This is a genomic window from Lyngbya sp. CCAP 1446/10 (genome assembly GCF_026130175.1).
Classification (GTDB): Bacteria; Cyanobacteriota; Cyanobacteriia; order Cyanobacteriales; family Microcoleaceae; genus Microcoleus.
In genome coordinates this window covers 56233-69785 of the sequence record NZ_JAIGNI010000027.1, presented here as the reverse complement: position 1 = coordinate 69785, position 13553 = coordinate 56233, and the positions used below count along the sequence as shown (strand labels likewise).

The 13553-nt window shown below is 46.6% G+C and carries 11 protein-coding genes; 3 read left to right on the top strand and 8 right to left on the bottom strand.

The window, feature by feature from the left end:
• Window positions 1-55 precede the first annotated feature (55 nt).
• Window positions 56-229 (top strand): hypothetical protein, encoded by a 174-nt coding sequence (locus K4039_RS13185; RefSeq protein ID WP_265235639.1) that lies wholly within the window; start codon window positions 56-58, stop codon window positions 227-229.
• Window positions 230-492: 263 nt separating this feature from the next.
• On the opposite strand, the gene K4039_RS13180 is transcribed toward K4039_RS13185, so the two are convergent.
• The 5 genes from K4039_RS13180 to K4039_RS13160 all read right to left on the bottom strand — a co-directional run bounded on the left by K4039_RS13180 (window position 493) and on the right by K4039_RS13160 (window position 4496).
• The gene (locus K4039_RS13180) at window positions 493-711 is read right to left on the bottom strand and encodes a type II toxin-antitoxin system PemK/MazF family toxin (RefSeq protein WP_265235638.1); all 219 of its coding nucleotides are present in this window, start codon (window positions 709-711) and stop codon (window positions 493-495) included.
• Window positions 696-890 (bottom strand): hypothetical protein, encoded by a 195-nt coding sequence (locus K4039_RS13175; RefSeq protein WP_265235637.1) that lies wholly within the window; start codon window positions 888-890, stop codon window positions 696-698. The genes K4039_RS13180 and K4039_RS13175 overlap by 16 nt, the downstream gene beginning before the upstream one ends.
• Window positions 891-1059: 169 nt before the next feature.
• A complete protein-coding gene (locus tag K4039_RS13170; RefSeq protein WP_265235636.1) occupies window positions 1060-1380 on the bottom strand; it encodes a type II toxin-antitoxin system RelE/ParE family toxin in 321 nt (106 codons plus the stop codon).
• A complete protein-coding gene (locus K4039_RS13165) occupies window positions 1377-1634 on the bottom strand; it encodes a type II toxin-antitoxin system ParD family antitoxin (RefSeq protein WP_265235635.1) in 258 nt (85 codons plus the stop codon). The genes K4039_RS13170 and K4039_RS13165 overlap by 4 nt, the downstream gene beginning before the upstream one ends.
• 342 nt (window positions 1635-1976) lie before the next feature.
• Window positions 1977-4496 carry an EAL domain-containing protein gene (locus K4039_RS13160; protein WP_321161604.1) on the bottom strand — a complete coding sequence of 840 codons (2520 nt, stop codon included), beginning with the start codon at window positions 4494-4496 and terminating at the stop codon, window positions 1977-1979.
• A 301-nt stretch (window positions 4497-4797) separates the two neighbouring features.
• On the opposite strand from K4039_RS13160, the gene dapB reads away from it, so the two are divergent.
• Complete coding sequence (gene dapB / locus K4039_RS13155) at window positions 4798-5625, top strand: 4-hydroxy-tetrahydrodipicolinate reductase (protein ID WP_265235634.1); 828 nt, start codon at window positions 4798-4800, stop codon at window positions 5623-5625.
• Between the two features lie 263 nt (window positions 5626-5888).
• Here dapB and K4039_RS13150 read toward each other — a convergent pair whose 3' ends face one another.
• Window positions 5889-6059, bottom strand: a complete 171-nt coding sequence (locus K4039_RS13150) for a hypothetical protein (protein WP_265235643.1) — start codon at window positions 6057-6059, stop codon at window positions 5889-5891.
• Between K4039_RS13150 and K4039_RS13145 the strand changes: the two genes are divergently transcribed.
• Window positions 5983-6672 carry a phosphate ABC transporter permease gene (locus tag K4039_RS13145; protein WP_265235633.1) on the top strand — a complete coding sequence of 230 codons (690 nt, stop codon included), beginning with the start codon at window positions 5983-5985 and terminating at the stop codon, window positions 6670-6672. The two genes, K4039_RS13150 and K4039_RS13145, sit on opposite strands and share 77 nt — an antisense overlap.
• Window positions 6673-6885: 213 nt before the next feature.
• On the opposite strand, the gene K4039_RS13140 is transcribed toward K4039_RS13145, so the two are convergent.
• Together K4039_RS13140 and K4039_RS13135 are read right to left on the bottom strand one after the other, a co-directional pair.
• A complete protein-coding gene (locus K4039_RS13140) occupies window positions 6886-10029 on the bottom strand; it encodes an efflux RND transporter permease subunit (protein WP_265235632.1) in 3144 nt (1047 codons plus the stop codon).
• 363 nt (window positions 10030-10392) lie between these two features.
• Window positions 10393-13536, bottom strand: a complete 3144-nt coding sequence (locus K4039_RS13135; RefSeq protein WP_265235631.1) for an efflux RND transporter permease subunit — start codon at window positions 13534-13536, stop codon at window positions 10393-10395.
• Window positions 13537-13553: the final 17 nt, after the last annotated feature.

Sequence of the window (13553 nt, the reverse complement as noted above, 5' to 3'; positions counted from 1 at the left end):
TCTTCGACGGGTATCGGGTAGGTCTGCGAAGGCTTCGACAATGGCAATTTGAGACATGACATATCATGTGAATGACTACAATACTTTATTATCATATCAGCTACTCAACCAGAATGAAATAGCCCTGTTCTGGGATGGGAGGGCGATCGCACTTTTAGCATCGAAAGGTCGATCGCCTTTTACTACTTTTTCACGGGCGAAGGGCGATCCTCTTCGAGGGCTTCGCTAACGCTCTTTTAGTATCCAAAGGTCGATCGCCCTTTACTACTTTTTCACGGGCGGCGGGCGATCGCTCTTTTTGACATCGAAAGGTCGATCGCACAACACAACGCAGTCAAACAGCATTTTGAACAGACGGAACGCTTGACAACAGGCAATTACTGCTGAATAATTTCAACGATTTTAGCGATCGCCTCGTTCAACTTATCAGGCTTAAGCTTACCAGCTTTATAAAGTATAATTTCTCGGTCAGCCGTAAACAAGCGATTAGGTCTAATGTTGCTCGTAAGGTTTAAGTCGGCCCTCACTAAAATCACTACTTTCAAGAGTAATAGCATAGCGATCGGCTATTCTCTGGCTAGTAATTTGACAAAGAATTAGATCGTCTCCTGTCAAAGTTGCTATAACTAAAGCCGGTCGGCGCTTGGCTTGTGTTAAATCTGAAAATGGGAATGGAACAACTACCACATCACCTTTTACAAATTCTGCCATGCTTCATCCTCCTCTGACTTTAACCAGTCTTTTTGCAAAGCAGATTCACTTAGCAGGCTTGACTCTAACTTGTTTTTATCATATTTTACTTTTAGAAATTGCAGAAAATCCCAAACTTCTTCTAATATAAAATCTGGAATATTATCCACTTCTTGAAGCAGCAATTCTTTAGCGTTCATGTCATTTACCCATCAAGACATAGTAACTGTTCATCTATGATAGCATCTTTGAGATTAGGAGCGATCGCTCTTTTTTCATCGTGCCGGTCGATCGCCCTTGACAACTTTTTCACGCGCGAAGGGCGATCACACTTTTTGGTATCGAAAGGTCGATCGCAATTTCTAATAACTATTCTTCCTCTCCTAAAATCTCTGGAAGATCGCGCGCAGCATGGAGTAGCCTCACAATCTCAATATATTCATCCCTTTCTACATAAAAAATTAGATGCTTGTCAAATCCCCTGACAGCCCACTTCCGCAAACCAACCAGACGCGGATTTTCAATACTATAAAGGCTACCAATAGCAGGCATTTGTGCTAATTGGGAGAAAGTTTGCCTGGCCGCATCAAAAAATCTCAATGCCGCATCAAAATTATTGGTAGCGATATAGGCAAACTGTTCATCAATGTCAAAACTAGCCATTGGTCTAATTACAATTCGTCTGGTCATGTCTTCTGTTTGCGGACTTTTTCAACAAGTTCAGTGCGTTTTTGTTCCCACCACTCATCCGTAATTTCAATAGATTCACCGCTATCTAAACCTTCCAATAGTAATGTCTCAAGTTGTATTTTTGCGACTCGTTCTAATTCTTGGCGAATCAAGTGTCGGATGTATTCGCTGGTGGTACTGTAGCCACCTTTGGCAACCTGTTCGCTGATAAAATCCCGCATCGATTCGGGTAGCGATATGTTGAGTGTTTTCATAGTTTGTAAACTTTTACATCTCTAACTATTCAAGTATGGCAAATATTGTCAATTTTTGTCAACTGCTGTTTAAGCTGAGGTAGGTAAGGGCGAGATCCGTTTACTGCTTTTTTTCAGGGAATGGCGAGATCCCTAAGAGCGATCGCTCCCAACACTACATGATTGCGTAAAGTTTTATTGGAATTAAGCCGCGTTTCGCATAAAACTAGCCGATCGCACTGGATAGATCGATGACGGTTGGCATCAAAAGTGCGATCGTCTGCGATAACAATGCTTGCGGGCGATGGTATTGACTAATAACCAATAACCAACAACCAATAACCAATAACTAATAACCAATAACTACCACTGTGGCTCCGAAGCCATCAAGGCAGTCGCAGCCTCGCTTGGTAAGGGCTTAGCAAAAAAATAACCTTGGCCGTACTCGCAGCCGATCGCCCTTAACCGAGCTAATTGTGCCGCCGTCTCCACACCCTCAGCAATCACATCCATCCCCAAAGCGTGCGCCAGCGCCACAATCGTCCGCACGATCGCCACATTCTCTCCCTCGCCCAACTCCATTAGCCCCACAAACGACTTATCAACCTTCAAAGTATCCGTAGGAAACCGACTCAAATAACTCAACGACGAATAACCAGTGCCAAAATCATCAATTCCCAACTTGACATTTAACGCTTTCATCTGCTTCAAAACCGCGATCGCCGACTCCACATCATCCATCACCACACTCTCAGTAATCTCCAGCTTCAGACTCTCGGCACTCAAACCCGTTGCCCGCAAAATAGCCTGAATGCGATCGACCAAATCCGGTTGAGCAAACTGCTTCCCAGATAAATTTACACTCATAATCAAAGGTTGATCGAAATCAAACATTCCCTCCCACAGCCGCAACTGCCGGCAAGCCTCCTCCAACACCCACTCACCCAGTGGCACAATTGCCCCCGTTTCCTCAGCCACCGGAATAAACTTAACCGGCGAAATCAAGCCCCGCTGCGGATGTTGCCAGCGCACCAAAGCCTCAAATCCAATAATCCTCCCGCTGGCTAAACACACAAAGGGCTGGTAGTAAAGCAAAAACTCCCGACGCTTGACAGCCATCCGCAAATCCGTCTCCAACCGCAACCTCTCCACAGCCAAATCGTGCATCGAAGCATTAAATACCTGATACCTTCCCGTTCCCAAAGCCTTCGCCCGGTACATCGCCGTGTGAGCGTCCCTGAGCAAGTGTTCTGGCTGTTCCCGGCTGGCAGCAGTTGGTTCGCCACCCACCGCAATCCCGATGCTGGCGGTGACAAATACTTCCTGCCCTCTTAACTCAAAAGGCACAATTAAAGCTTGGTGAATGCGATCGGTCAAATCCACCGCACTCTCAACATCAACATTCCTCGCCAAAATGGCAAAATCGTCGCCCCCCACCCGCGCCACAGTATCCGCACGACCAATACTTGCCCTCAACCGCAGCACTACGGCCCTCAGCAGTTCATCCCCTACCAAATGACCCAAAGAATCATTAATCACCTTAAACCTGTCTAAATCCAAAAATAGCACCGCAAACAGATAGCTGCGACGGCCCTTAGTATGGGCGATCGCCCGCCCCAAAGACTCTACAAACAAATCCCGATTCGGCAAACCCGTCAGAGAGTCGTGAAAAGCATCGTAAAGCTTCCTGTAAGCGCTGACACCCACACCAGTCACCACCAAACCCAAAGCCGGCGACACCAGCGGCACCCATCCACCGCCCATAAAAATCACAAAACTCATCCCGAACAGCCCGATCAATGCCACACCCCCAACCAATCCCGCCCTCGCCGGGTGCACAATCCGCCAAGCCACAACCCCGCCAAGTACCGCCCAACCACCGTTCCACAAAATTTCTGCCCATTGTGGCCACATCCAAAAGAGCGATCGCCCCTGCAAAACCGCACTCAATATTTGGCTGAGCATTTGTGCGTGCAGCAATACCCCCGGTATTTTCGGACTTTGCTTTTTCACTGGGCTGTAGGGCGTGAGAAACACGTCTCTGCTACTCTGTGCCGTCGTCCCAATCAGCACGATTTTGTCCTTTACCCAGCTTGGATCAATTTCCCCGTTCAATACCTGCGTGATACTGACTTGTCGCGCCACCTGTTTCCCAGAACGGTATTTGAGCAGAATTTGGTAGCCTCTGGTATCGAGATTTGCATAGCCGCCGCTGTCAGATTTTAAAGGCACAAATTCTGCTTTTCCCCAGTTGATTTGGTGGGGATTGACAGGGCTATTTTTCTGCTGCACTCTGTCTTTGAGATACAGCAAAGCTACTTGCAAAGAAAACGAGGAAGCAGTTTTCTTGTCTGGTTGCGAGACTGAGAGCAAATTGCGGCGCACAACGCCGTCAGTGTCGAGTACGAAGTCGTTAAAACCGACCCGATCCGGCGGTATCCCCGGAGGCGCAGGCACTCCCGGACTATCTGAATCGCTCAATTTGTTGATCGCCACCACATTCGGCGCTTTCAGTTGAGTCAGCAATTCTTGGTGTCCCGGTGCTTGAGGCAAATCCCGGTATAAGTCCAAACCGATGACTTTTGGCTGGTATTTTTGCAGTTTTGTCAAGGTTTGGGCGATCGCGCCATCGGAAACCGGAAATCTCCCCAAAGCTTGAATATCTGCCTCGGAAATTCCCACGATCAGCAGTCGCGGATCGGGGTCAGCATCCGGCTGCAAGCGCACTAACGAGTCAAAACTGCCCAATTCCCAGCTTTGCAGCCATCCCAACCGCTGAACTCCCAGATTCAGCAGCGTTACAGTCACGCCCGCCAACAAAGCAGGCAAAATCCTGACCCGCTGGCCTGGAGAACTCAAGTTGAGGCCAGTGGCGACAGACAGTACAGAACGAAGATTTCGAGAGAATTTGGCAGTCACAGAAAAAATATATGGGTGCAAATTCGCTTCTGACAAGTCGGTTCTTACAGAATTGAGCTTATTATGATATTGAGTAATTTATGTAGAAGTTGTGCCGAAACCGAGTTTATTCAAGCTAATTACTCGATTTTGTCAAGTATTTCTGGATGGGAAACCGGTTTGTTGAAGATTTGCCGACAAGTCGTGTTTTTTATTCGCCTGTTTCCCCAAATTCCCAGAAGCGTTAAAATTTAGTCGATCGAACTTTCAGGATATATTTGAGATTATGGCGAATCAACTTCCGATTCCGGTGATTGTTAACGGTGCTGGCGGCAAGATGGGCCGCGAAGTAATTAAGGCGATCGCCAATGCTGATGACATGACCTTATTTGGGGCTGTAGACCGCTCTCCTGAGTGCCTCCACGTCGATGCGGGGGAATTAGCCGGATGCGGCCCGTTAGAAGTTCCCGTGACTGACGACTTGCAAGGAATGCTGGTATTGGCTGCTCAGGAAAAGCAGTTAGGCGTGATGGTAGATTTTACACACCCGAAGTCGGTTTATGAAAATGTGCGATCGGCTATAGCTTATGGTATACGGCCGGTAGTCGGCACTACTGGCTTGAGCAGCAAGCAAATTGAAAACTTAGCTGAATTCGCGGACAAAGCCAGCATCGGCTGTTTGATTATACCCAATTTCTCGATCGGCATGGTTTTGCTGCAACAAGCCGCCGTGACGGCATCTCAGTATTTTGAACACGTAGAAATTATCGAGTTGCACCACAATCAAAAAGCCGACGCTCCCAGCGGCACAGCGATTCAAACTGCCCAAATGTTAGCAGAAATGGGAAAAACTTTCAATGTCCCCGAAGTTGAGGAAACGGAAAAAATACCCGGAGCACGGGGATCTGTGGCGGATGAAGGGATTCGGATTCACAGCATCCGTTTACCCGGTTTAATTGCTCACCAAGAGGTAATTTTTGGAGGTGCAGGTCAAGTTTATACTTTACGACACGATACGAGCGATCGCGCTTGTTATATGCCGGGAGTTCTGTTATCTATACGTAAAGTGCTGGAATTGCGATCGCTCGTTTACGGATTGGAAAAAATCTTGTAGTCAGTTGACAGTTGACAGTTGACAGTTGACAGTTGACAGTTGACAGTAGTTTCAACAATTACCTAAAACCTTTGATTAATCTCGCTGATTGCCAAGTCTAGATCCCCCTAAATCCCCCTTAAGAAGGGAGTAGGGGTTGACTTTGATCAGAATCTTGCCCCCCCCTTCTGAAGGGGGGCTAGGGGGGATCGAGTTATTGTAGGGTGCGGAGCGGGCTAAATGTTTTAACAACAGACTAATAACTTTCCCTGACGCACCTAATGTTAATTAGCTTCTTCCCTCTTCCCTCTTCCTTCTTCCCTCTTCCTTCTTCCTTCTTCCTTCTTCCTTCTTCCTTCTTCCTTCTTCCTTCGTCTTATGCTAATTCCCCTAACCCAAGAAACATTCAAAGAACTAATTCCCGCCGTCGCCACGGGAGCACAATACAAATACATCTGGGGAAAACCGCCAGATTTCTTAAGGCGAATGTTAATCTCTGCGGTAGTCGTAGTTTTGCTGCTTGTTATCTACAACTTCGCAGGTTCCGATGTGGGGCCTCTAGTTTTAATTACCGGATTGATGGCCGGTTTGTACTGGCTGTGGGGGCCGATTTTCTGGGCTAGTTTGCGAAATGCACAATGCCGAAAATATCAATACTGCGGTTTTTGGCAAGGGCGAGTTTTAGATATTTATATCACCGATGAAGTCACAAGTCAAGAAGAAACAGTCAATCAAAAAGGACAACTGGTAATTGTTGATAACTTAGAACCGCGAATTAACTTAGAAGTTGGCGACAAAACGGGATTTACTACTACAATTAAAGCTCCCTTGCAGAAAAATCACCAGGGAATTGTCCCCGGCCAAGCTGCTTTAATGTTAATCATGTCAAATCAAGAAGATTTGGGTAGAATTGGCAAAGTTTCGGATATTTACATTCCCAGTCGCGATGTGTGGGTGAGCGATTATCCTTATTTACGCAAGGATTTGTTTGTGGAAATGAGTCAGCAGATTAAAAAAGGTAGACAGAAAAAAGGGCGGGATACTGATAATCAAAGAGCGACAAGATAGGACGTACGGTTGAAACCGCGCCTACACAAACGAATTCCGCCTCCGCGGAATGAAGAATGAAGATAAGACGTACGGTTTCAACCGATCGCTCTTCAACCTGCGGAGGCAGGTTTTGTCTGTGTAGACGCGGTTTCAACCGCCCATTCTTCTTCAACCCGCGCACCATCCGGGTTTTGTTTGTATAGACGCGGTTTCAACCGCCGATTCTTGCGATTAATTACGGCTTGAAGGTCGAGTTTTAGGACGCCAGAAAAATTCTGACAGCTTCATTTTGGGATTACCTAACTGTTTTCTCCAGCCTTCCATATAAGTATAAAATACCGGAGTCAGATACAGCGTTAAAATTTGCGAAAACAGCAATCCACCGACGATCGCAATTCCCAACGGGCGGCGCGATTCTGAACCGCTACCCACGCCCAGGGCGATCGGCAAAGTGCCAATTAAAGCCGCCATCGTCGTCATCATAATCGGGCGGAAGCGCACGATACAAGCTTCGTAGATGGCATCATAGGCGCTGCGGCTGCTGTCTTCGCGCTGTTTCTCGATCGCAAAATCCACCAGCATAATCCCATTTTTCTTGACAATTCCCACCAGCAGAATAATCCCGATAAACGAATACAGATTCAATTCAACCCCAAAAATTACCAGGGTTAACAGTGCACCAAATCCGGCTGATGGTAAACCGGACAAAATTGTCAGCGGGTGAATGAAATCCTCGTACAAAATACCGAGAATCAGATAAATTACCACAATTGAAACGACTAATAACCAGCCTAAATCGTTAAATGATTGGTTGAATACCTGGGCTGAACCTTGAAAACTTGTAGTAACTGACGGCGGTAAAACTTCCTTAGCAACTTTCTCAATAGCTTCGGTGGCTTGACTCAGCGATGTACCGGGGAGAGTATCAAAGGAGATTGTAGCAGAAGGCAGTCCGCTGAGGTGATTGACTGTGAGCGGGCCGACGGTTTGGGTGATACTGGCGATCGCATCTAACGAGATCATTTGTCCGGTAGTCGATCGCACATACAGCATCGACAAAGCACTCGGATCGCGCTGATATTCGGGCTTTAGCTCCATCACAACCGTAAATTGATTGTTTGGGGTATAAATCGTCGAAACCTGCCCAGAAGCGTAAGCAGCGCTGAGAGTTTTCTGCACTTGTTGCGGGCTCACACCGACGATTGCTGCTTTGTCGCGATCGACTTTAACCTCAAGCTGAGGCGTGCTCAATTGCAAATCGCTATCGACACCGCGCAATCCCGGTATAGTTTTAACTTTAGCTAACAATTCCGGCACCGCTTGACGCAGCGCTTGCAAATCTAAACTTTGCACCGTAAACTGATATTGTGAATTCGTTTGTTGACCGCCGATCGGAATCGCCGAAGGAGAGCGCAAAAAAGCTTGAATCCCTGGAATTCCGCGCAATTTCGGAGTTAATTTTTGGATAATTTCATCCGCACTGAGGCGGCGCTGCGATCGGGGTTTCAGCCTAATTGTAATCCGTCCGTTATTCGCCGATGCGTTTGGCCCGCTAGCACCTACAGTTGAATTCAACGCTGCAATATTTGGATCTTTCCGCAAGATATCAACAATTTGTTGTTGGTGAATCATCATATCATCAAAGGAAATATCTTGCGCTCCTTTCGTGTTAGCCATCAGTTGTCCAGTGTCTTCAGTCGGAATAAAACCTTTCGGAACTAACACGAATAGATAAGCCGTCAGCACCAGCAGAATTACTGAAACAATCAGCGTCACAAAACGGTATTTCAAAACAGGTCTGAGAGTCCATTCGTATCCGTACAAAAGTAGCTCGAATCCCCGCTCTGAAATGCGGTAGAAGCGGTTTTTTGGGTGTGAGTGGGACGATTTGAGAAAACGACTGCACAACATCGGCGTCAGGCTCAGAGAAACAAATCCCGAAACCAAAATTGCTACAGCAATAGTCACCGCAAATTCGTGAAACAATCTACCGATTAATCCACTCATAAACATCAGAGGAATAAACACCGCCACCAATGAAAGCGTCATCGAAAGAATGGTAAAACCAATTTCTTTCGAGCCTTTTAATGCTGCTTCTAGTGGCGCTTCTCCCATTTCTTGGTGGCGCACAATGTTTTCCAAAACTACGATCGCATCATCCACCACAAACCCGACTGAAAGCGTCAGCGCCATCAGAGACAAATTATCTAACGAGTATCCCAACTGATACATCACAGCAAAAGTGCCAATAATCGCCACAGGTAAAGCTAAACTCGGAATTAGCGTCGCTGTGATGTTGCGTAAAAAGATAAAAATTACTAAGACAACCAGACACACTGACAACACTAAGGAGAATTTCACATCATCAACAGAGGCGCGGATTGATTGCGATCGATCGTACATAATTCCTATTTCGATCGATTGCGGAATTTGTTGTTTGAGTGCGGGTAACATTTGGACGATCGCATCGACAATTTCGACAGTATTTGCATCCGGTTGAGGCTGCACTGCGAGCAAGATTGCAGGTTGATTTGTGACTTGTTGATCGCTGTACAAATTCAACACTTTGTTATTTTGCACGTCGTCAATTACGTTACCTAAATCTTGCAGCCGCACTGCTGCGCCGTTTTTGTATGCCACGATTAGCGATCGATATTCGGCTGCCTTATTTAATTGACCGTTTACTTGAATTAAATAGCTTTTGTTGTCACCGGAAAGGCTGCCGGTTGGTAAGTTAACATTACCTTGCGTGATTGCAGTTCTTACTTGATCTAATCCGATGCCTCTGGCGGTTAATTCTCGCGGATCTAGTTGAATTCTCACTGCATATTGTTTCTGCCCGTAAACCTGCACTTGCGCCACACCTTCGATCGCAGAAATGGGTTGAGCGATGGTTATTTCTGCGGCTTCATTCACTGCTGAAATTTGCAGCGTTTTTGAGTACAAATAGAGGTAGAGAATTGGTGAAACAGAAGGGTTAACTTTGCGGTAGCTGGGCGGTTTGGGCATTCCAGCGGGTAATGAACCTGCGGCGGCGGCGATCGCAGCTTGTACGTCTTTTGCAGCAGAATTGACGCTGCGGCTGAAGTCGAATTGCAGGGAAATGTTGGCGCTACCGGTGGAACTTGTGGAGTTAAAGGAATTGAGGCCTGCTATTTCTGTAAACTGTCTTTCTAGCGGCGCAGCGACTGAGGATGACATGGTTTCTGGCGTGGCACCGGGTAAGCTAGCGGAGACGCTAACAAAGGGATATTCTACGTGCGGTAAGGCGCTAATTGGTAGCAGGAAATAACTCATTAAACCGAAGAATAGAATGCCGATTGTGACTAGGGTAGTCATTACGGGGCGGCGGATAAAGATTTCTGATAGGTTCATAATTATGAAGGAAGTTCGGCAACAGATTCTGTAACGGATTTAACGGATGGGGAAAGTTCGGCAACGGATTTTTTAACGGATTTAACGGATTCAAAAGTTTGTTGGTAGTTGGGGCTTTAGAAAGTTCAGTTGTAGGGTGTATCGCCCTCGACAATACTTAACTAAATATCAACAATCTCAGGGCGACGCACCCGATCCGATTTTGACAAATATTTCTGACTTAATAAGTGTTATGTTTGTGTACATAATCTCTTGGAAATACCCGGTGCGTCGCTATTGCATTGTCGGTATTTATCAGGGATTTTTAATAGCGACGTACCCTACGACTTTAACTGTCAACTGTCAACTGTCAACTGTCAACTGTCAACGTCCTCCTTTAACATAAAATACTTGCCCAAACTTCACCTCCCTAAGCTTCTTTCGCCACGATTCCATGTAGATGTAAAATACGGGCGTGAGATACAATGTCAATACTTGCGAAAACAAAAGTCCGCCGACAACTGCAATACCTAACGGGCGGCGAGATTCTGAACCTGCACCGACTCCCAATGCGATCGGCAAAGTGCCCATTAATGCCGCCATTGTAGTCATCATAATCGGCCGGAATCTTACTAAACAAGCTTGATAGATTGCTTCTGCTGGTTTTTTGCCGTCGATGCGCTGGGATTCGATCGCAAAATCGACCATCATAATCCCGTTTTTCTTAACAATCCCTACCAGTAAGATGATACCGATGAATGAATAAACGTTGAGCTCAACGCCAAACAACATCAGTGTTAATAACGCGCCAAACCCCGCTGAAGGTAATCCCGAAAGAATTGTGATCGGATGGATGAAATCTTCGTACAGAATGCCGAGGATTAAATAGATGACCAAAATTGCGATCGCCAATAAGATACCCAAACTCGGCAGCGAACTCTGAAACACTTGACTAGCGCCCTTGTAATTGGTCGTGATGCTGTCGGGAATCACGGATTTGACGATTTGGTCGATCGCGCTATTGGCACTTCCCAGCGCCATCCCAGGGGCGAGATTGTAGGAAATCGTCGCAGCATTCATCCGCCCGACGTGGTTGATAATTAACGGCGCGACATCCTGAGAAATTGTCGCAAACGTTGCTAGCGGTACCTGCGTTTGACTCCCAGAAGCATCACTCGCATTACCTGTTGTCGCCATATAAAGCTGCTTCAAAGCATTCGGATCTTTTTGATATTTCGGTTCGAGTTCCAAAATGACTTGATACTGGTTACTCGCACCGTAAATCGTGGATACTTGATAAGCGCCGTAGGCACTTCTCAGCGTATTTTCGATTTGACTGGCGGTGATTCCTAAAGCTGAGGCTTTGTCGCGATTGATGTCAACTTTGATTTGAGAAGTCATCTGCAAATCGCTGTTTATATCCTGAATTTCCGGCATTTCTTTCATTTTGTCAACCAGTTGCGGCACGTATTTTCGCAGCGGTAAAACGTCGGAACTTTGCAGCGCTAGTTGGTACAATCCGGTGCTTTGTTGCGTGCCCAGTGGAATTGCTGGAGGGTTTTGTAAGAAGACTTGAATGCCGGGAATTTCTGCTAGTTGCGATCGCAAACTCTGCACAATTTCATCCGCGCCCATCTGCCGCTGCGATCGCGGTTTCAGCCGAATAAACAAACTGCCAGAATTTCCCGCAACCGCCGCCCCGCCGCCATTTGCGCTCGCTCCCGCCCCGATATTTGAGTTGACTGCTTCCACGTTTGGATCTTCGCGAATCGCGTTGACAACGGCTTCTTGGTGGCGCGCTAATTCATCAAAGGAGGCATCCTGGGCGGCTTGGGTAATTCCGGTAATTTGTCCGGTATCTTGGCTGGGAATAAAGCCTTTGGGAACTACGATAAATAATCCGACTGTGGCGAACACCATAACTAATGATAAAATCATTGTGGTGCGGTGAAACTTTAAGACTATTTTGAGACTCCAATCATATAAGCTCAAAAATTTATCGAATACGTACTCGGAAGCTTGATAAAGTTTGCTTTGAGTGGCATGATTTACCGGGCGGAGAAAACGACTGCACAACATCGGTGTCAAGCTTAAAGACACAAAGCCGGAAACCAAAATTGACACTGCAATTGTGACAGCAAATTCATGAAACAAGCGCCCTAGCAACTCACTCATAAATAACATCGGGATAAACACCGCTACCAAGGAAAGCGTCATCGATAAAATGGTAAAACCGATTTCCCTGGAACCGTTTAGCGCTGCCTCTCGTGGGCTTTCTCCGGCTTCGATGTGGCGGACGATGTTTTCGAGCATCACGATCGCATCATCGACCACAAAGCCCACGGATAACGTCAGGGCCATCATTGACAAGTTATCCAACGAGTAGTTGAACAGGTGCATCACGCCGAAGGTTCCAATCAGTGACACCGGTAGCGCTAAGCTGGGAATGACTGTGGCTGACAGGTTGCGTAAAAAGACGAAGATGACTAAGATGACAAGGGCGATCGTCAAAACCAGCGTAAACCGGACATCATCCACCGACTCGCGAATCGATTGAGACGCATCGTACATGACGCCAAGTGCGATCGAACTTGGCATCTGGGCTTGCAAACTTGGTAGCAATTTTTGAATCGTATCTACCACTTCGACGGTATTCGTACCGGGCTGTCTCTGGATTGTGAGGATAATTGCGCGATCGTTATTATACCAACTAGCAAGTTGAGTATTTTCTACACTGTCAACCACTCGCCCTAATTGTTCGAGATAAATAGGTTGACCGTTCTTATATGTGACAATCAAACGGCGGAATGCAGCAGCATCTTTAAGCTGTCCATTAGTTTGCACAGCAAAGTTTTTATGACTTCCCGAAAGGCTTCCTGTAGGTAAATTGACATTGCCTTGTTGGATAGCAGTTTGTACTTTATCTATGCCAATTTGCCGCGCTGCTAACTGTTGCGGATCGAGTTGAATTCGGGCGGCGTATTTTTGGGAACCGTAAATCTGAACTTGCGCCACACCGTTGATTGTCGAAAGCTTTTGCGCGAGATAACTTTGCGCGTAGCTATCAACCTCAGAAAGCGGTAAAGTTGGGGACGTGAGATAAAGGTAAAGAATTGGCCCATCGGCGGGATTGACTTTGCTATAAGTCGGCGGATTTGGTAAATCGTTGGGGATTTGTCCCGATGCTGAAGAAATTGCCGATTCCACATCCTGCGCCGCATCATCAATATTATGACTGAGATTGAATTGCAGGGTAATTTGAGTTTTGCCGCTGGTACTGGTTGAGGTTAGCGTATCGAGTCCCGCAATGCTGGAAAACTGCTTTTCTAGCGGGCGCGCCACCGAAGCAGCCATCGTTTCTGGACTAGCGCCGGGGCGGGAAGCGCTAACTTGAATTGTGGGATAATCGACGTTGGGTAAATCGCTAATTGGTAGCAGTCGATAACTCATCCAACCAAAGATTAGAATCGCCGCCATCACCAAGGTGGTCATAATTGGACGGCGGATAAATGGTTCTGATAAATTCATTTAGTTATACCTGTTTA

What these genes read in the sequence shown, in the direction of transcription:
- K4039_RS13145 (WP_265235633.1), top strand. Translation starts at nt 5,983, where the DNA reads ATGCTAATTCCCCTAACCCAAGAAACATTCAAAGAACTAATTCCCGCC.
- K4039_RS13140 (WP_265235632.1), bottom strand. Translation starts at nt 10,029, where the DNA reads ATGAACCTATCAGAAATCTTTATCCGCCGCCCCGTAATGACTACCCTA.
- K4039_RS13135 (WP_265235631.1), bottom strand. Translation starts at nt 13,536, where the DNA reads ATGAATTTATCAGAACCATTTATCCGCCGTCCAATTATGACCACCTTG.
- K4039_RS13150 (WP_265235643.1), bottom strand. Translation starts at nt 6,059, where the DNA reads ATGTATTTGTATTGTGCTCCCGTGGCGACGGCGGGAATTAGTTCTTTG.
- K4039_RS13165 (WP_265235635.1), bottom strand. Translation starts at nt 1,634, where the DNA reads ATGAAAACACTCAACATATCGCTACCCGAATCGATGCGGGATTTTATC.
- K4039_RS13180 (WP_265235638.1), bottom strand. Translation starts at nt 711, where the DNA reads ATGGCAGAATTTGTAAAAGGTGATGTGGTAGTTGTTCCATTCCCATTT.
- dapB (WP_265235634.1), top strand. Translation starts at nt 4,798, where the DNA reads ATGGCGAATCAACTTCCGATTCCGGTGATTGTTAACGGTGCTGGCGGC.
- K4039_RS13175 (WP_265235637.1), bottom strand. Translation starts at nt 890, where the DNA reads ATGAACGCTAAAGAATTGCTGCTTCAAGAAGTGGATAATATTCCAGAT.
- K4039_RS13185 (WP_265235639.1), top strand. Translation starts at nt 56, where the DNA reads ATGACATATCATGTGAATGACTACAATACTTTATTATCATATCAGCTA.
- K4039_RS13170 (WP_265235636.1), bottom strand. Translation starts at nt 1,380, where the DNA reads ATGACCAGACGAATTGTAATTAGACCAATGGCTAGTTTTGACATTGAT.